The 18,448-nt window shown below is 58.9% G+C and carries 14 protein-coding genes; 5 read left to right on the top strand and 9 right to left on the bottom strand.

The annotated features are described in order from the left end of the window. Positions 1–88: 88 nt before the first annotated feature. Positions 89–1,600 (bottom strand): amidase, encoded by a 1,512-nt coding sequence (locus tag CVV65_RS06220; protein ID WP_100667409.1) that lies wholly within the window; start codon positions 1,598–1,600, stop codon positions 89–91. A 121-nt stretch (positions 1,601–1,721) separates the two neighbouring features. Beyond that, positions 1,722–1,931 (bottom strand): carbon-nitrogen hydrolase family protein, encoded by a 210-nt coding sequence (locus CVV65_RS16740; protein ID WP_100667408.1) that lies wholly within the window; start codon positions 1,929–1,931, stop codon positions 1,722–1,724. A gap of 252 nt (positions 1,932–2,183) precedes the next feature. On the opposite strand from CVV65_RS16740, the gene CVV65_RS06210 reads away from it, so the two are divergent. After that, positions 2,184–3,518, top strand: coding sequence for an NADPH:quinone oxidoreductase family protein (locus CVV65_RS06210; RefSeq protein ID WP_100667407.1), 1,335 nt, complete (start codon positions 2,184–2,186; stop codon positions 3,516–3,518). Between the two features lie 34 nt (positions 3,519–3,552). Here the strand turns inward: CVV65_RS06210 and CVV65_RS06205 are convergent, their stop codons facing one another. The 6 genes from CVV65_RS06205 to ltrA (CVV65_RS06175) all read right to left on the bottom strand — a co-directional run bounded on the left by CVV65_RS06205 (position 3,553) and on the right by ltrA (CVV65_RS06175) (position 11,553). After that, a complete protein-coding gene (locus CVV65_RS06205) occupies positions 3,553–4,548 on the bottom strand; it encodes a zinc-binding alcohol dehydrogenase family protein (protein WP_100669228.1) in 996 nt (331 codons plus the stop codon). 208 nt (positions 4,549–4,756) lie between these two features. Beyond that, entirely contained in the window at positions 4,757–5,827 is a 1,071-nt protein-coding gene (locus CVV65_RS06200) for an RNA-guided endonuclease InsQ/TnpB family protein (RefSeq protein ID WP_100667406.1), read from the bottom strand. Further along, positions 5,790–6,224, bottom strand: coding sequence for an IS200/IS605 family transposase (gene tnpA / locus CVV65_RS06195; protein WP_100667405.1), 435 nt, complete (start codon positions 6,222–6,224; stop codon positions 5,790–5,792). Before tnpA ends, CVV65_RS06200 begins: the two co-directional genes overlap by 38 nt. 136 nt (positions 6,225–6,360) lie before the next feature. Continuing rightward, a complete protein-coding gene (ltrA, locus tag CVV65_RS06190; protein WP_198592149.1) occupies positions 6,361–7,773 on the bottom strand; it encodes a group II intron reverse transcriptase/maturase in 1,413 nt (470 codons plus the stop codon). A 476-nt stretch (positions 7,774–8,249) separates the two neighbouring features. Further along, on the bottom strand, positions 8,250–9,662 hold the full coding sequence (ltrA, locus tag CVV65_RS06180) for a group II intron reverse transcriptase/maturase (protein ID WP_100667402.1): 1,413 nt from the start codon (positions 9,660–9,662) through the stop codon (positions 8,250–8,252). Between the two features lie 478 nt (positions 9,663–10,140). After that, positions 10,141–11,553, bottom strand: coding sequence for a group II intron reverse transcriptase/maturase (ltrA, locus tag CVV65_RS06175; RefSeq protein ID WP_198592148.1), 1,413 nt, complete (start codon positions 11,551–11,553; stop codon positions 10,141–10,143). Between the two features lie 654 nt (positions 11,554–12,207). Between ltrA (CVV65_RS06175) and CVV65_RS06165 the strand changes: the two genes are divergently transcribed. Genes CVV65_RS06165 through CVV65_RS06155 form a run of 3 tightly spaced genes read left to right on the top strand, consistent with a single transcriptional unit; the run spans position 12,208 to position 15,105 of the window. Then, positions 12,208–13,137, top strand: coding sequence for an NADP-dependent oxidoreductase (locus tag CVV65_RS06165; protein WP_100667399.1), 930 nt, complete (start codon positions 12,208–12,210; stop codon positions 13,135–13,137). Between the two features lie 49 nt (positions 13,138–13,186). After that, entirely contained in the window at positions 13,187–14,197 is a 1,011-nt protein-coding gene (locus tag CVV65_RS06160; protein ID WP_100667398.1) for a threonine ammonia-lyase, read from the top strand. Beyond that, on the top strand, positions 14,194–15,105 hold the full coding sequence (locus tag CVV65_RS06155) for an amidohydrolase family protein (RefSeq protein ID WP_100667397.1): 912 nt from the start codon (positions 14,194–14,196) through the stop codon (positions 15,103–15,105). Before CVV65_RS06160 ends, CVV65_RS06155 begins: the two co-directional genes overlap by 4 nt. Before the next feature lie 56 nt (positions 15,106–15,161). Here the strand turns inward: CVV65_RS06155 and CVV65_RS06150 are convergent, their stop codons facing one another. Further along, complete coding sequence (locus CVV65_RS06150) at positions 15,162–15,863, bottom strand: SGNH/GDSL hydrolase family protein (RefSeq protein WP_100667396.1); 702 nt, start codon at positions 15,861–15,863, stop codon at positions 15,162–15,164. Positions 15,864–16,036: 173 nt separating this feature from the next. On the opposite strand from CVV65_RS06150, the gene CVV65_RS06145 reads away from it, so the two are divergent. Continuing rightward, positions 16,037–18,337 (top strand): acyltransferase family protein, encoded by a 2,301-nt coding sequence (locus CVV65_RS06145; RefSeq protein WP_100667395.1) that lies wholly within the window; start codon positions 16,037–16,039, stop codon positions 18,335–18,337. The last annotated feature ends 111 nt before the right edge of the window (positions 18,338–18,448 follow it).

Raw genomic sequence — 18,448 nt, 5'->3', positions numbered from 1 at the left:
CCGGACTATCTCCATTATGCAAGATATTTTTCTCATTCTACGTCATTTTTTATATCTCAAATATCCCTGATTCAGAAAGGTTTCTATCCTAAATCTGACCGCGGTCCTGTTCAAAGGCATAGGCGGCCCGAAGGACCACCTCATCCTCCCCGTGGCGCCCGATAAGCATCATCCCCACGGGAAGTCCGCCCGACCGCCCGCAGGGCACGTTCATCGCCGGGTGTCCGGTCACATCGAAGGGAGCGGTGTTGACGATCATCTCCAGCGCCCGGGCCACCCGCTCCTCCCGGCTGCTCTCCGGCCCGGGGATGGGCGTCGCTTTCATCGGCGTCGTGGGCATAATCAGTACATCGTAGGTTTTCAAGACGGCGTCATATTCCGCCCTCAACTGCCGCCCGAGATTCTGGGCTTTGGCATAATATCTTCCGTGATACATCTCCTGCATGTACTGGGCTGCCAGGATCACCATCTTCACAGTATCGGTGAGATCCACCGCCCGGGTCTTCAGACCCCGGGCATACACATCGAGAAGGCTGGTCTGATAAAAGCCCTTCCAGTTCGTTCCTTGACTGTGCCCGCGGATCATCATGTCCAAGGTGCCCTCGGTTCCGATCACGTTCCAGATGTGAAGCCCGTCCCGATGCATTGGAATCGAGATTTCCTCCACCGAGGCCCCGTACTGGACAAAGGCGTGCGCCGCCTCCCGGACCGCCTCATCCACGTCGGGCTCAGACAACGCTTCCCATCCAAAGCCTTCCCGCACCACGCCGATCCGCATCCCGCTCAGGTCTCCGCCGAGCAGTTGGCTGTACGGTTTTGCTTCCAGATCCCTCTGGCGTGGGTCGAGGCCATCAGGTCCGGCGATGACCTCGAGCAGGAGGGCCACGTCCGCCACGGTGCCGGCAATGGGACCCACGTGGTCGATGGTTTGCTCGATCGGAAACACCCCGGTGTAGGGCACGAGACCATAGGAGGGCTTTAGCCCATACACCCCGCACCAGGAACTGGGGATCCGAATCGATCCCCCCTGGTCGCCACCAATGGCCATGTCCACGTCCCCGGTGGCCACAAGTACGGCACTTCCGCTGGACGACCCCCCCGCTGACCGCGACGGGTCGTGAGGATTTCTCACCGGGCCAGTGTCAGACGTAAAACTGCTGCCGGAAAAGCACAGATGCTCACACACCGCTTTCCCGACGATCTCACCCCCGGCGTCGAGAATCCGGGTCACGATCGTCGCATCGACATCGGGCACATAGCCCTCCAACACCGAAGTCCCGTTCATCATCGGCACTCCGGCCAAACTCACGTTATCTTTCAGAACAATCCGCTTACCGGAGAGCTTCCCTTCCGACGCTCCCGGAACTTTCGTTTTCCAGTACCAGGCTCCAAGCGGATTTTCCTCCTCGCCTGGGCGATAGCCCACCGACCGCGAATAGGTGACTGGCGGCTTCGGTTCCACCATGTCGTGAACCCGGTCATAGGAAGCCAGCGCCGCCGACACCAGATTGCGAAACTCTATTAAATCCTCCGGTCCCAAGCCCAGCCCATACGCACGCGCGATGCGGTCCAATTGTTCCAGTGAAGGGCGTTGAATCACGAGGCATCCCCCTTATGCAGGCAGTTTTGAAAAATTTTCACTAAGATCAACGCTGGGGTGGTTCGTTCACGACAAGCCTGAATACGTCTGGACGGGAGTAGTGCCCAATGGGATCGAACTCCTAATGGACCTCATCCAACAAACCGAGATCTAAGTCCGCGTACAAAATTCCTTCCCGGGAGTACAACGGGCCCTCGATGTATTGCCCGAACGGGTCAACAATTGCCGTCCCGCCCCGGGAAATCTCTTCAGGAAAATTCTCTAAATCGTCCTGGCCATACAGATCTTGAGGGTACATCTCTTTTGTGACGTACTGGCTCGTGGAAATCACAAAACACCCGTACCTGTGTTTTCTCTCGCAACCCGCTCCCTCCCGGTTAAACTTGGCGATGCCGCATCGGACGACACTCCGCCTAGATCCACTATACCGATTGGCGCATTTTTTGTACAATACAAATAGGGTAGGGGATACCAACTGTTGGAACGAATCCAAGTTTACCATGAAACAACCGGCCGGTCGTTATAACGAAGCAACCAGGTTGGAGTTCGGAAGGGGGCAATGCGATGGATTTCCAATTGACGAATGGTCCAACAGACGGTACGCCGGTTTGTCGAACGGGAACTGATCCCCCTTGAACAGCAGGTCTTGCGAAACGAACGGGAAGGGAAGCCAGGGATGTCCCGGTACGCCTCCATGGGGAAGCTCTACGGTTCCAACATGGGCAACCGCGTGGTGGATCGGGTGTTGCAGATTCATGGGGGAATGGGGTACACGAAGGAGTTGCCCATCGAACGATGGTACCGGGAGGCCCGGTTGTGGCGCATCTACGACGGCACGGATGAGATCCAGCGCCTCATCATCTCCCGAAATCTCCTGAAGGGACACGTCAAAGTGGATGATTTGCTAGGCAATGTCACGGAAGGAAGGTGTTCGCCTGTGCGAGCCTGGGTGGTGCATCAGCTTGGAAATCCGGAAGAAGTACTCCGCCTGGAAGAGAGGCCGGCGCCGGTCCCGCAAGCGGGAGAAGTGTTGATCGACGTCGAGGCCGCGGGAGTTAATTTTCTTGACCTCCTCCTGTGTGCCGGTACCTACCAAGAAAAGCCCCCGCTTCCCTTTACCCCCGGAGCCGAGGTGACCGGTCGCATCCGAGCCTCGGGAGAGGGGGTGGACCTGCCCGTCGGGAACCGGGTGATTGCCCTCCCCGCTTTGCCAGAGGGCGGCTACGCCGAACAGATCAAAGTACCGGCTGACCGCGTATACCCCGTGCCGGAATCGATGCCGCCGGCGGAAGCCGCCGCCTTTTTCATCAGCTTTCACACCGCTCATTACGCCTTGCATCGGCTGGCCCGGCTTCAGCGGGGCGAGGTGCTCCTGGTACACGCCGGAGCCGGCGGAGTCGGGTCGGCGGCGATCCAGCTCGGCAAGGCGGCAGGCGCCGGAGTGATCGCCACAGCGGGCGGCCGGGAGAAAGTGAACATTTGCCGAGAACTCGGCGCCGACTTGGCGATCGACTACAGAGAACATGATTTTGTCGAGGCCGTCAAAATGGCCACCCAAGGCAAGGGGGCAAACGTTATTTTCGACCCGGTGGGCGGGGATGTGTTCGACCAGTCCCGCCGCTGCATTGCCTTTGAAGGGCGGATCCTGGTGGTGGGATTCGCCGGCGGGCGCATCGCCCAGGCTCCCACCAACCACGCCCTGGTGAAAAACTACGCCATCTGGGGGGTGCACTGGGGACTCTTTCAGCGCCTCTTCCCCCAGGCGGTCCGGGAGGCGCACCGGGATCTAATCGCCCTCTACCAGCAGGGTTCCATCCGGCCCCTTGTCCACCACCGATTCCCCTTTGAGCAGCTGCCCGCAGCCCTCGCCCGCCTGGCCTCCCGACGGACTTGGGGAAAAGTGGTTCTGGAGCGATGACGCGCAGGGCCGGACCGGCTTCGGTCCGCCCCCTTCATGCAAAGGACTCCAGTACGATTTTTCCAATGCTGCGGCCTGAGCGAATTTCGGCGAAGGCTCTTTCCAGGTTGGCGGCGCTGATCGGGGACAAATAGCGATTCATCGTCGTCCGGATCTCTCCCGAGTCCACCAAGCCCGATACCTCCGCGAGGATGCGATGTTGTTCCTGCATATCCGGAGTTCGAAACCGGGCACGCGTGAACATGCCTTCCATGGCCCAGGTAAGACTCTTGTCAAACAGCGGCCGCAGATTGACCGGGGAGGTGGGCGGGAGGATGGTGCACAACTTCCCACCCGGCACCAAAACATCTAACATGGCATCCCAATTGGGCTCCACCACGTTAAGACAAAAGACCGCGTCGACCCCGGATATCCCCAGCGCCTCAAGCTGCGGCCGAAACGGTTCATAATGGTCGATCACATGGTGGGCGCCGTACTCCCTCACCCATTTGGTCGACTCCGGTCGGGATGCGGTGCCGATCACCTCAAGTCCCGCCCACCGCGCCAGCTGTACAGCCATGGAACCCACTCCACCCGCCGCCCCGACGATCAAAATCCTCTTGTCCGCTCCACCGTTCGCTTGCACACCTAATTTTTCAAACAGCCCCTCCCACGCGGTCAGGGTGGTCAGGGGCAGCGCCGCCGCCTGGGCAAAATCTGAGGTTCGGGGTTTAGGCCCCACCAGCCGCTCATCGACGACGTGATACTCACTGAAACCGCCAGGTCGGGTGATGTCCCCGGCGTAATAGACTTCGTCACCCGGGCGAAAGAGCGTACAGGCCGGACCCACCTCCCGGACGATACCCGCCACATCCCAACCCAGGATCCGGAGTTTCCCTTCTTCTGCCCGCTGTTTGGTATCCACGGGATTCACCGACACGGCGCGAACCTCCACCAAAAGATCGCGGTCCCCGGGCGCCGGTTTTGGCACTTCAGTTTCGATGAGATTTCCTGAAGACGTCAACACAATCGCTTTCATTTCGCCGGCCACGGCGATCACCTCCACAAGATCACAGCCCAAAACCCCGGGCCGGGATACGGGTTGTCGCTGACATCCCTTTGGAGTTTAGTGAAGCCTCTCCCGCCTTCGCTTTCGCTTAGAAGCGGGAGCTTCCTGGTTCATCGACCGTAGCCACATGGGTCTTACACAATCTCCGCAGGCGTAAGTTCGGGTGCTTCCAGCCCTACTCAGATCTTGCCTAATTCGCCCTTTGCAGGATGACCATCGCCGAGACCACGTCCCGGTCGGCGGTCAGCCCGCAATGCGGGCATTGGTGTATCCGGACGCTTAGGTCTTTGGGAACTGGATGCCCGCATACACAGGTTTGGGACGTGCCGGCTGGAGGAACTTTCACTAGAACCTTGCCGAACTTTTTGGCTTTATATTCGATGTAGCTGATGAACTTGCTCCAGCCAGCGTCGGCGATGCTCTTGCTGAAATGGTGATTCTTCATCATGTTCTTAACCGACAAATCCTCGACGGCGATCCAGTCATATTTTTGGACTATGCCGTGGGAAATCTTGTGCAAGAAGTCTTTCCGCTGATTGGCAATCTTATCATGCAGCCTGGTTACTTTCGCTTTAGCCTTCCCTCGGTTGTTTGAACCTTTTTTCTTGCGGGAAAGCCGTCTTTGCAACCTGGCCAATTTCTTTTCGGATTTACGAAAGTATTTCGGGTTGTCGATTTTCGTGCCGTCTGAGAGTGCGGCGAAGGTTAAAAGGCCAACATCAATACCCACCTTGTTAACAATGTCTACTCCTTCGGACTCTTGGATTTCCGAGGTCAGATTGACGTACCATTTGCCGCCGTGGTACTTGACATTGATTCGGCTGACCTTGGCCGGGTTAAATTCAAAGTGAGCTTTCATTTTGACGTACCCAATCTTAGGCAAATAAATATGGCCGATTTTTTTGAAATGGTCCTGCTTGTCCGCCTGCGGGTAGGTGAAAGAACGGTAATGGTTCTGATCTTTGTAGTGCGGATACCCGGCCAGGCCAGCAAAAAACCGCTGGAACGCATGGTCTAACCTCTGCAGGCAATCCTGCAGGACTTGAGCATTGACCTGTTTGTATTCCGGAAATTCTTTCTTAAATGCCGGTAGTTCATTTTTTTGTGCGGTGCAAGAAGGTGACTTGCCTCTTTGCCGATAACAAATTTCTCTTTGCTCCAGGGCTGCGTTGTATAGCTGGCGGCAAAGCTCCAGGGTCTGAAACAGCTTTTGCTCTTGCTCTTTAGTTGGCTCGATGTGAAACCGGTGTACGATGATCATTTTTCTCACCCTGGGACTCGATGTATTTTTTGATCACTTCCATCGGAGCTCCCCCGGTAGTCAAAAGGCAAAAACTGCGGGACCAGAAATATTCTTTCCAGAGGTGTTTCCTGATTTCCGGGAACTCCTTTTTCACCAACCGTGACGAGGCGCTTTTAAAAGCGTTGATATATTTCGACAGAGTGCTGTTGGGGTGGGCACTGAAGAGTATGTGCACGTGATCGCGGTCATGGTTAAATTCCAAGAACGTAATGTTGTACCTTGGTGCTATATATTCTCCGATTTCCCTAATGCGTGCGGCCACTTGATCGTTGATAACTTTTCGGCGGTACTTGACCACCAAGACGAGGTGATAAGTGAGCTTAAACACTGAATGATAATTGCTGTCCAATTTCATAGCAACACCAAGACCTTCGCTAATTAGTAACTGATTATATGTTACAGCAACTTTTGGTAAACTGCAATCGAGTAGGAGGGGGCGGCTAGCCCCCGTCCTCTCACACCACCGGACATGCGGGTCCGCATCCGGCGGTTCACCAAGCTTGACTGAGCCTTCGGTAACGTTCGGTTAAACTCATCAGACCTTGAGCCTGCCAGTAGGTGTTGTCCAGGGCTCGATTCATCGGCCCATGGGCCATTCGCCACGGCCCTTTGCGGGCATTGGCGAATGGGTGTACCACCCACTCCGGCAACCCCAGTGCGCGCAGTTCACGGTATCGCGTCCGCACCCGTTTCCACTGTTTCCAGAGACACATCCGCAGCCTCCGCCGGATCCATCCTTCGATTTCTTCGAATGTGCTCGGCGTTTCGGCCAGAGCAAAGTATCCGATCCAGCCGCCCAGATACGTGTTCAGCCGTCGGATTCGTTCCTCCATGGCGATCGGTGTGTTCCTCGCCGTGAGGGCTCGGATCTTGGTCTTGACCCGGTCGATCGACTGCCTGGCCAGGCGAATCCGGATTTCCCCGGCTTTGCGTTTGTACATGCTGAACCCCAGAAACTTGAGTTTCCACGGTCGGTCCACCGTGCTCTTCTGCTCGTTAAGCTTGAGTTTTAACCGCTCCTGCAGGAATTTCCGGATACTGGCCAGGACTCTCTCCCCCGCCCGTCTGCTTCGAACGTAGATGTTGGCATCATCCGCATACCGGACGAACCTGTGGCCCCTCTTTTCCAGTTCTTTATCCAGGTCATCCAGAAGGATATTCGCCAACAGTGGACGGGGCGGCCCGCCCTGTGGCGTCCCTTCCTCCCTTTCCATGACCACCCCGTTCACCATGATCCCTGCCTGGAGGTACCGGCGAATAACCTTGAGCACTCGTTTGTCCGTGATCTTCCGAGCGACCCGGGCCATCAGGATGTCATGATTCACCCGGTCAAAGAACTTTTCCAGGTCCATGTCCACGGCCCATTCGTATCCTTCTTCCACATACTGCCTCGCCTTCTTGACCGCGTCGTGGGCCTTTCTCCCGGGACGGAACCCATAGCTGGCCTCCGAAAATTGCGGATCAAAGATCGGCGTCAGCACTTGCAGGAGGGCCTGTTGGATCAGGCGGTCCATCACGGTGGGGATCCCCAGCATCCGCTTGCCTCCCCCGGGTTTCGGGATTTCGACCCGGCGCACGGGCTGCGGTCGGTAGGTCCCCGCGAGCAGTTCTTCCCGGATGCGCGGCCACTCGGCTCGGATCTGTTCCCGGAGGTTTTCCGTGGGAATGCCGTCCACGCCGGGGGCACCCTTGTTCTGCTCCACCCGCTTCAGGGCGGCCAGCATGTTATCCCTGGCCACCACCTTCTCCATCAGGCTGTCACCTTGATCCCCGCGAGGTGAGGTTCCGCTTTGTGCCGGAGAAGGGCTCGGCTCTCCCACGATCCCCCGTGGCTTCACCACTTCCTCCCGTGGGCAGTTCCTGTTCAGGGTTTTCGGCTGTCTTCGTCCTTCTCGCGAACGCACCGGTCTCACCTCTGACTTGATGTTCGGGCCTTCCTCTCAGGTTCATGATCCCCGGAGTACTATGCCCTCTGCTGACTCCTGCCGGTTCAGCCGAACCTCTCGGTTCGGGTTGCCAGTTTCTCTGGCGTGTCCGGCAGGCCTCCCCGGGTAAGAACGCTGACCTTCCCCCCGCGCCCGCCTCATATACTCCACCGCTCCTTGGCAGCCTTGGATTTCGCTGTGTTGCGCCAGCTCATCCGAACGGCGCAGCCTCGTATGAGGTTCTTGTTCATCGGACCGTGGGTTTGCCTCCGGCTTCCTTCGGATTCCGCCTCGCAGCGGACACCCTTGCCTTTGGCTAGCAGACTCGTGCTGCCTCGCCTGCAGTGGACTTTCACCACCAAGTCAACGCCCATGCCGGGCACACATCGAGTAGGAGGGGGCGGCTAGCCCCCGTCCTCTCACACCACCGGACATGCGGATCCGCATCCGGCGGTTCACCAAGCTTGACGAAGCCTTCGGTAACGTTCGGTTAAACTCATCAGACCTTGAGCCTGCCAGTAGGCGTTGCCCAGGGCTCTGTTCATCGGCCCATGGGCCATTCGCCACGGCCCTTTGCGGGCATTGGCAAATGGGTGCACCACCCACTCCGGCAACCCCAGTGCACGCAGTTCACGGTATCGCGTCCGCACCCGTTTCCACTGTTTCCAGAGACACATCCGCAGCCTCCGCCGTATCCATCCATCGATTTCTTCGAAGATGCTCGGCGTTTCCGCCAGGGCAAAATACCCGATCCATCCACCCAGATACGTGTTCAGCCGTCGGATTCGTTCCTCCATGGCGATCGGTGTGTTCCTCGCCGTGAGGGCTCGGATCTTGGTCTTGACCCGGTCGATCGACTGCCTCGCTAGGCGGATTCGGATTTCCCCGGCTTTGGGTTTATACATGCTGAACCCCAGAAACTTGAGTTTCCACGGTCGGTCCACCGTGCTCTTCTGCTCGTTGAGCTTGAGTTTTAACCTCTCCTGCAGGAATTTCCGGATACTGGCCAGGACTCTCTCCCCCGCCCGTCTGCTTCGAACGTAGATGTTGGCATCATCTGCATACCGGACGAACTTGTGGCCCCTCTTTTCCAGTTCTTTATCCAGGTCATCCAGAAGGATATTCGCCAACAGTGGACGGGGCGGCCCGCCCTGTGGCGTCCCTTCCTCCCTTTCCATGACCACCCCGTTCACCATGATCCCTGCCTGGAGGTACCGGCGAATAACCTTGAGCACTCGTTTGTCCGTGACCTTCCGGGCTACCCGGGCCATAAGGATGTCATGATTCACCCGGTCAAAGAACTTTTCCAGGTCCATGTCCACGCCCCATTCGTATCCTTCTTCCACATACTGCCTCGCCTTCTTGACCGCGTCGTGGGCCCTTCTTCCGGGGCGGAACCCGTAGCTGGCCTCCGAAAATTCCGGGTCAAAGATCGGCGTCAGCACTTGCAGGAGGGCCTGTTGGATCAGGCGGTCCATCACGGTGGGGATCCCCAGCATCCGCTTGCCTCCCCCGGGTTTCGGGATTTCGACCCGGCGCACGGGCTGCGGTCGGTAGGTCCCCGCGAGCAGTTCTTCCCGGATGCGCGGCCACTCGGCTCGGATCTGTTCCCGGAGGTTTTCCGTGGGAATGCCGTCCACGCCGGGGGCACCCTTGTTCTGCTCCACCCGCTTCAGGGCGGCCAGCATGTTATCCCTGGCCACCACCTTCTCCATCAGGCTGTCACCTTGATCCCCGCGAGGTGAGGTTCCGCTTTGTGCCGGAGAAGGGCTCGGCTCTCCCACGATCCCCCGTGGCTTCACCACTTCCTCCCGTGGGCAGTTCCTGTTCAGGGTTTTCGGCTGTCTTCGTCCTTCTCGCGAACGCATCGGTCTCACCTCTGACTTGATGTTCGGGCCTTCCCCCTGAATTCATGACCTCCTGGGTACTATGCCCTCTGCTGACTCCTGCCGGTTCAGCCGAACCTCTCGGTTCGGGTTGCCAGTTTTCCTGGTGTATCCGGCAGGCCTCCCCGGGTAAGAACGCTGACCTTCCCCCCGCGCCCGCCTCATATACTCCCCCGCCCCTTGGCAGCCTTGGATTTCGCTGTGTTGCGCCAGCTCATCCCAACGGTGCAGCCTCGTATGAGGTTCTTGTTCATCGGGCCGTGGGTTTGCCTCCGGCTTCCTTCGGATTCCGCCTCGCAGCGGACACCCTTGCCTTTGGCTAGCAGACTCGTGCTGCCTCGCCTGCAGTGGACTTTCACCACCCAGTCAACGCCCATGCCGGGCGCACACATCGAGTAGGAGGGGGCGGCTAGCCCCCGTCCTCTCACACCACCGGACATGCGGGTCCGCATCCAGCGGTTCACCAAGATTGACGAAGCCTTCGGTAACGTTCGGTTAAGCTCATGAGTCCTTGGGCCTGCCAATAGGCGTTCCCCAAGGCTCGATTCATCGGCCCATGGGCCATCCGCCACGGTCCTTTGCGGGCATTGGCAAATTGATGAACGACCCACTCCGGCAGCCCTAGCGCGCGCAGTTCACGGTATCGCGTCCGTACCCGTTTCCACTGTTTCCAGAGGCACATCCGCAGCCTCCGCCGGATCCATCCTTCGATTTCTTCGAAGGTGCTCGGCGTCTCCGCCAGGGCAAAGTATCCCATCCATCCGCCCAGATACGTGTTCAGCCGCCGGATGCGTTCCTCCATGGCGATCGGTGTGTTCCTCGCCGTGAGGGTTCGGATCTTGGCCTTGACCCGCTCGATCGACTGTCTGGCCAAGCGAATGCGGATTTCCCCGGCTTTGCGTTTGTACATGCTGAATCCCAGAAACTTCAGTTTCCACGGTCGGTCCACCGTGCTCTTCTGCTCGTTGAGTTTGAGTCTTAGCCGCTCCTGCAGGAATGTCCGGACACTGGCCAGGACTCTCTCCCCCGCCCGTTTGCTTCGAACGTAGATGTTAGCATCATCCGCATACCGGACGAACTTGTGACCTCTCTTTTCCAGTTCTTTGTCCAGGTCGTCCAGAAGGATATTCGCCAACAGGGGACTCAGCGGCCCGCCCTGTGGTGTCCCTTCCTCTCTTTCCATCACCACCCCATTCACCATGATCCCTGCCTGGAGGTACCGACGAATGACCTTGAGCACTCGTTTGTCCGTGACCTTCCGGGCTACCCGGGCCATAAGGATGTCATGATTCACTCGGTCAAAGAACTTTTCCAGGTCCATGTCCACGGCCCATTCGTATCCTTCTTCCACATACTGCCTCGCCTTCTTGACCGCCTCGTGTGCCCTTCTTCCGGGTCGGAACCCGTAGCTGGCCTCCGAAAATTGCGGGTCAAAGATGGGCGTCAGCACCTGCAGAAGTGCCTGCTGGATCAGGCGGTCCATCACGGTGGGGATCCCCAGCATCCGCTTGCCTCCCCCGGGTTTCGGGATTTCGACCCGGCGCACGGGCTGCGGTCGGTAGATCCCCGTGAGCAGCTCTTCCCGGATGCGCGACCACTCGGCTCGGATCTGTTCCCGGAGGTTTCCCGTGGGAATGCCGTCCACGCCGGGAGCCCCCTTGTTCTGCTCCACCCGCTTCAGGGCGGCCAGCATGTTCTGCCTGGCCACCACCTTCTCCATCAGGCCGTCACCTTGTTCTCCGCGAGGTGAAGCTCCGCTTTGTGCCGGAGAAGGGCTCGGCTCTCCCACGGTCCCCCGTGGCTTCACCACTTCCTCCCGTGGGTAGTCCCTGTTCAGGGTTTTCGGCTGTCTTCGTCCTTCTCGCGAACGCACCGGTTTCACCTCTGTCTTGATGTTCGGGCCTTCCCCCGGAGTTCATGACCTCCTGGGTACTATGCCCTCTGCTGACTCCTGCCGGTTCAACCGAACCTCTCGATCCGGGTTGCCAGTCCCCTGGCGTATCCGGCAGGCCTCCCCGGGTAAGAGCGTTGACCTTCCCCCCGCGCCCGCCTCATATACTCCGCCGCCCTTTGGCAGCCTTTGGATTTCGCTGTGTCTTGCCAGCTCATCCGAACGGCGTAGCCTCGTATGAGGTTCTTGTTCATCGGGCCGTGGGTTTGCCTCCAGCTTCCTTCGGATCCCACCTCACGATGGACACCCTTGCCTTTGGCTAGCAGACTCGTGCTGCCTCGCCTGCAGTGGACTTTCACCACCCAGTCAACGCCCATGCCGGGCGCACAAAAAAAATGCCGGGCTTTCGCCCGGCCGCCCATTCACCACGCACCTAAAGAGGCGGGAGTCCTCTGGGCGAATTTCGATAGAATAGTACCTGTTTTTATTTTATCTCATGGAGGATGTGCCATGGAAACGGGATTGAAAACGTTCCTGGCGGGTTTCAGCCCGTGCAACCGATTTCCCCCGTCGTCATTTTTTTCGCTATACTGGGGATAGACGAAGAACAACGTCCGCACAAAGGAGGCGGTAGGAATGAAAGCGGTGCTGATCGAGAACTACGGGGGCCCGGAGCAGCTCAAAATCGCCGATGTCCCCAAACCAGAACTCAGGGAAACGGATGTGCTCATCGAGGTCCATGCCGCTTCGGTGAACCCCGTGGACTGGAAAATCCGCCGGGGGTATTTACAAAGTCGGCTGAACCATCGCCTCCCCCTGATCCTCGGGTGGGACGCCGCCGGAACCGTGGTGGAGACGGGACCGAAAGTCACCCGTTTCCGGGTGGGGGACGAGGTCTTCACCCGGCCGGACATCGAGCGGGATGGCACGTACGCGGAGTACGTGGCGGTGGACCAATCACTGGTGGCTAAAAAGCCGGCCAATCTGTCTTTCGAAGAAGCAGCATCTGTACCCTTAGCGGCCTTGACCGCCCGGGAAGCACTGATCGATCATGCCGGCGTGAAACCTGGCGACACCGTGCTCATCCACGCCGGGGCGGGCGGAGTCGGCAGCTTTGCGATTCAGATTGCAAAACTCCTCGGTGCCCAGGTCATTACGACGGTCAGCACACGGAACGTCGATTTTGCAAAACAATTGGGCGCAGACCGGGTCATTGACTACACCCAGGAGGATTTTACCGCGACCCTTCGGGATCTGGATGTGGTGTTCGACACCCTCGGCGGCGAGGTGCAACTTCTCAGCATGAACGTCCTAAAAAAAGGGGGCATGTTGGTGTCTATCGTCATGCCGCCGGACTTGGCCCTGGCCGAACAAAAAGGCATCCGCCGGGCTTACTTTTTCCTGCAACCGGACGGAAAAAAGCTGGAGGAGATCGGGAAGTGGATCGAACAGGGACACATCAAACCCGCCATCGGCGCTGTGTTGCCATTGGAGGAGGTTGCCAAGGCCCACGAACTGAGCGAATCCGGTCACTCCCGGGGTAAAATCATCCTGAAAGTTCGCTAACACCGGGCCAGGCCTGGCCGGCCCCCTGGAGAGAGGAAGGATTCGAAGGATGAACCACGAAGACGCGGTGACGCTCTCAGACATCGAACAAGCGCGCCGGCGCATTGGGGAGCAGGTAACCACCACTCCCCTACTGTACGCCCCCCGCATCTCGGAGAAGGCCGGTGCGCCCGTCTATCTGAAATGCGAAAACCTGCAGCGCACAGGTTCGTTCAAACTTCGCGGGGCAACCAACAAGATCAAATCCCTACTTGAATCCGGGTCATCTCCCCTCGGAGTGATCACCGGTTCTTCAGGAAACCACGGCCAGGCCGTCGCCTTTGCTGCCAAGTCCCTGGGACTGGGCTGTACCGTCATCGTGCCGGAAAATGTAGCGCCGGTCAAAGAACAGGCCATTCTTCGCCACGGGGCCGAAGTGATCCGACACGGGAAAACATCAAACGAACGGATCGACCTGGCACAGAATTTGGCAAGAGAACGCGGGTTTATTTTTATTCCCCCTTATGACGACCCCCACGTCGTCGCCGGCCAGGGGACGATTGGTCTGGAAATCCTCGAACAGCTGCCCGAGGTACAGGCGGTATTCGTGCCCGTGGGCGGTGGCGGGCTGATCTCCGGCATTGCCACAGCGATCAAAAATCGGTCGCCCCGCACCCGGATCTACGGAGTGGAGCCGGAGCTCGCCAATGATACGTATCTTTCCCGCCGTGCGGGCCACATCGTGGATATTGGAGTGAGCACCACCGTCGCCGACGGCCTGCGGTCCAGCCACCCGGGAACTTTTACTTTCCCGATTGTCCAAAAATATGTAGACGAGTTGGTGCTGGTGGGTGATGCGGAGATTCACCGGACACTGCTCGAGCTGCTCGGGGAAGAAAAATTGCTCGTGGAACCTTCGGGTTGTGTATCTGTGGCCGCCGCGACCCAGGCCGGCACCTCGGCGGGCGGCGGCCCCATCGTCTGCGTGCTCAGCGGCGGAAACGTTGATCTCGACCTGGTGCGGCGCTGGATCGAGGAAGACCAGAAACCGGGACCGCAAAAGGAGGGAGACAGGACATGAGTTCGTACCGACTGGACGCTCACATGCACATCATGGCGGAAAAGCGGATGAAAAGCGGCATCCGCTGGGCGGTCAAAGCCGGTTTTAACATGGGTTTGGATCCGGAGACGACCACCGAGGAGGACCTGCTGCGGCACATCCGGGATACCGGAATTACGTATTTTTTTAACTTCTTTTTTCCCATCTTTCCCAAGACAAGTGTCGAGATTCTGGACTGGCAGACGGAGTTCGCCCTGCGAACCCCGGAAGCATTGCCCTTTGTGTCTGTCCACGTTCACGATGGCGATCCCCTACCGATCGTTCGGGAGGCCTTGGAGAACCGCCATTTTGTCGGTCTCAAGCTGCACCCGTACGCCCAGAGGCTGGAGTTGTCCCACCCCTTGCTCGAGCCGGTCTATCAGTACCTGGAGGACACGGGAGCCATCTTTTTCGTCCACACCGGTTACGATGCCTTTTATGGCCGCTCCGGCATCACCCCGGATTTGGAACAGATCCTCCAGCGGCACCCGAAGTTGATCACCGTCGCGGCCCACATGTTATATCCCGAGATCCCTAAGGCCTTTGATTGGCTGGAGAGGTTCCCGAATCTGTACTTGGACGGGACCGGGGCCGTGGCCTCCGCCGACGAGGACGGGCTCGGTGAGACCCTGTATCCCTTGATGGAGCGATATGCAGACCGGGTTCTGTACGGCAGCGATTACGCCATGGCCATCGAATCGGTAGGGGCTTCATGGAAACGATTCCAAGAGATGCCGATCTCCGACGAGGCGCAAAAGCGGATTGCCTGGGAAACGCCCCTGGAACTTCTTAAACGGCGCAACTGGCCCTTCTGCGGCGACCTTCCGGCCCGGTATCGGGACGTGGCCTACGACAAGCCCAAAGTTCAAAATCGGTTGTCCGAAGTCTGACGGTGCAGGCACTGGATCCCCTTACCGGCCCGGGGGCCGCGCCCATTCGGCGCCAATCAACCCCTGGCCGGTTTCGCCAGGCCGAGCTCGATCAGGCCCTCCAGGATACACTCCGCCATCGCCCGATAACCCGTTGGTAAAGGATGAACGCCGTCGTCACTGAGTAACTCCTGCAAGTCACCCTTTCGCTTGAATCGATTGCGCAGATCAATCCAAGATATATTTAAGTCGCTGATCAATCGCCGCAGGAAACGATTGTACATGCCATGCCAATGCTCAATCCCGCCGCAGAGGCCGATCCAATGCCCCAGTTTATCGCCGTAGAATCGAACCAAATGTCGGTAATACCGAACGGGGTCGAGGGGCAACAGGGTGAGAAGGACCGGCAAGGTTCCTCTCCCATCGATTTCCTTGACCAGCCTCGTCACATTTTCTAAATACTCCCTCAGTGGAACGATCGGTTCATGAACATCGTGGGGACTGGCTGCTACCTCGTCCCAGCGAAAATTACAATCGTTGCCCCCGATTTCGATGAGTACAAGATCCGGATCCAGGTCCAGGACATCGGCCTTGAGACGCTGTAAAAGATGGGTCGAGGTGTCATTCCACACCCCTTTATTGACCACCTGAATATCTCTTCCTTCCCCATCTAACCGTTCCTGAAGAAAATACGGGTAATTCTGTCGCTGGATGCGCAATCGGCCCCTAAAAAAGGAGATTCCCCGGGTCACGCTGTCCCCGAAACAAACAATTTTCACCGTTAACCCCTCTTTTTCCGCAAAATCTTGCCCTCTTATTAGCGCCCCGTTTAAGCATATCACAAACTGGACACAGGATTCGCGCCAATGGTCAACCGTAACACATGCCGATCCCATTTCGTCTGTATGATGTGGATAAAAGATATCTTCGAGGGATGAGGGGATTGGACAGTATGCCCGAACCGATGAGAAGCGGCGGCCGCTACATGCCCGGGCTGGATGGATTGCGAGCACTGGCGGTACTCGCGGTCCTTGCCTACCACCTGAACCCGGGCTGGGCCCCGGGTGGGATGTTGGGGGTAGGCGTTTTTTTCGTGTTGTCGGGGTACCTCATTACCGATCTTTTGGCAGAAGAATGGCGTCAAACAGGTCGGATTGATCTTCGGGATTTCTGGATGCGCCGCTTTCGCCGCCTCATCCCGGCACTGTGGCTGCTGCTGATCACCGTGATTCTCGTTTTGCTTGTCTCCGATCCCGGACGGCTGGGGAGCCTCTGGGGGGACTTGGTAGCGGCCTTCTTTTATGTGAGCAACTGGTGGTATATTTTTCATCACATCTCGTACTTTCAACAATTCGGGCCGCCCTCTCCTTTTGGACACCTGTGGTCCCTGGCCGTAGAGGAACAGTTCTACCTGCTGTGGCCCTTGCTGCTGGCCTTGGGACTCCGCCGCTTGTCCCGACGCTGGATGTTGACCGGGATTTTGACGGGGGCGATCCTCTCGGCCGGGGCGATGGCGTGGATTTATCAGCCGGGAGTTGACCCCAGTCGGGTCTATTACGGGACGGACACCCGGGCCTTTGCGCTGCTGTTCGGCGCGGCCCTGGCCCTGGTTTGGCCGAGCCGACATTTGGCAGCGGCCCTTTCCCGGGGGCGCCGGCGGCTGCTCTCCGCTGCGGGCATCGCGGGGCTCCTCGTGGTCTTGATTCTGATCTTGACGTCCGATGAGTACGGACCTTTTCTCTATCCGGGAGGGATGCTGCTGCTCTCCCTGGCCACCCTGGCAATGGTGGCCGCCGCCGCGCACCCCGGTGTGGCTTTCGGGCGCATCCTGGGATGGGCACCCCTGAGGTGGATCGGGGTGCGCAGTTACGGGATCTACCTTTGGCATTATCCCGTCATCGTCCTGACGACTCCTCTGAACACTGCCGGCCAGTGGGATGGAATCCGGGCGGGACTCCAGGTAGCGGCGAGCATCGGGTTGGCCGCCCTATCCTGGCGTTTTATCGAGAAGCCCATTTTACGCCGGGGAAAATCCGGGGGCCAAGTTGGCGGTGCGGCCCCCGCCCTTGGCTCTCTGGGCCGACTGTGGACAACCTTGCGCAAAGGCGGTCGAGTTCGAGTTGTGGGGCCCGCACGCCTGACCGGCGCGGCCGCGCTGTCGGCGGCGCTCCTGCTGATCGTTGCCGGATCGTGGCTTCACGCTCATGCGGGCGCGAATGTCCTGGGGTGGGGTCCATGGCGAGGTGGAGGAACTGCCGTTTCTGTCACGGCTCCCGTTCCGGGCATGGGCGGCACCCCGCCGGAGCCCACCTCTGTAGCGCCTACTTCACAGCCTGGAGGGAGCGCGGGCACTCGCCCGGGGACACCCCACCAGGGCTCAGGGGGCACCTGCCCTCCGCCGTCCACCCCGGGACCGTCAACCTCTACTGACGGATCCACGGAGGGCGCGGACGGGGCACCTTCTTCGGGCGGGGGTGAGCCGGGCACTGGAACCTCGCCTTCCGGTCCCTCGGACAATCCCCGATCCTCCGGGAATCAAGGCGGGAATCCCGGCCAGGATGGGAAAGTAGGCACGGGAATCACTGTGGTAGGCGATTCGGTCCTTCTCGACGCCGCACCGTACCTGCAGAACCTCTTGCCGGGAATTGTCGTGGATGGCAAGGTCGGTCGACAATTCATCCAGGCGGGTGACGTGGCCGCTGAATTGGAGCGCACCGGAAAGCTCGGAGACACCGTCATCATCGAGCTCGGCACCAATGGACCTTTCACAGACCGGCAACTGGACGATCTGTTAGCCCAACTGGCCCCCCGGCGGGTCCTGGCGATCAACGTCCGGGTCCCCCGTCCTTGGCAGGACGTGGTCAATCGTACCCTCGCCGAAGCCGCCGCCCGCCACCCGGATCTCACGGTCATTGACTGGTATCGCGCCAGTTCAGGGAAAACCGAATGGTTCTATTCCGACGGGGTCCATTTGACTCCCCAAGGATCCAGGGCATACGCCGAACTTGTCGCCGCCGCGATTCGGCCCAATAGGGCGTTATCACCCCTCCCTTCCCGAAGTGCTCTAGATGTGCAGGACTTCACCTTGTCCGTGCGGCATCCGGCATCTTCCGCGAAACGACCCGCGACCACGGACAGTACCATCAAGGCTTCACTCTCGGTCCCCCCGGCACCTGAAGATGAGTCACCGTTGCAACGGGGAGATGAACCGGGTGGGCGTCCATCCCCCACAACTATACCCAGTCCACATTGATCACCAACAAGCGGCCTTGGCAACTTTCCGGCCCGGCCAATGTCCCAAGGATGTTGGCCGGGTTTTCTCTACCGTCGGAGCCAGGCCCCCACGAACATGCGGCAGGGAAAA

The organism is Kyrpidia spormannii, assembly GCF_002804065.1.
GTDB classification, from domain to species: domain Bacteria; phylum Bacillota; class Bacilli; order Kyrpidiales; family Kyrpidiaceae; genus Kyrpidia; species Kyrpidia spormannii.
The sequence above is the reverse complement of the archived record's forward strand: the minus strand, read 5'-3'. Positions and strand labels throughout refer to the sequence as shown.

Coding starts and splice junctions, on each gene's coding strand:
- CVV65_RS06210 (WP_100667407.1), top strand. CDS start 2,184: ATGGTCCAACAGACGGTACGCCGGTTTGTCGAACGGGAACTGATCCCC.
- CVV65_RS06200 (WP_100667406.1), bottom strand. CDS start 5,827: ATGATCATCGTACACCGGTTTCACATCGAGCCAACTAAAGAGCAAGAG.
- tnpA (WP_100667405.1), bottom strand. CDS start 6,224: ATGAAATTGGACAGCAATTATCATTCAGTGTTTAAGCTCACTTATCAC.
- ltrA (WP_100667402.1), bottom strand. CDS start 9,662: ATGCGTTCGCGAGAAGGACGAAGACAGCCGAAAACCCTGAACAGGAAC.
- CVV65_RS06165 (WP_100667399.1), top strand. CDS start 12,208: ATGAAAGCGGTGCTGATCGAGAACTACGGGGGCCCGGAGCAGCTCAAA.
- CVV65_RS06160 (WP_100667398.1), top strand. CDS start 13,187: ATGAACCACGAAGACGCGGTGACGCTCTCAGACATCGAACAAGCGCGC.
- CVV65_RS06155 (WP_100667397.1), top strand. CDS start 14,194: ATGAGTTCGTACCGACTGGACGCTCACATGCACATCATGGCGGAAAAG.
- CVV65_RS06145 (WP_100667395.1), top strand. CDS start 16,037: ATGCCCGAACCGATGAGAAGCGGCGGCCGCTACATGCCCGGGCTGGAT.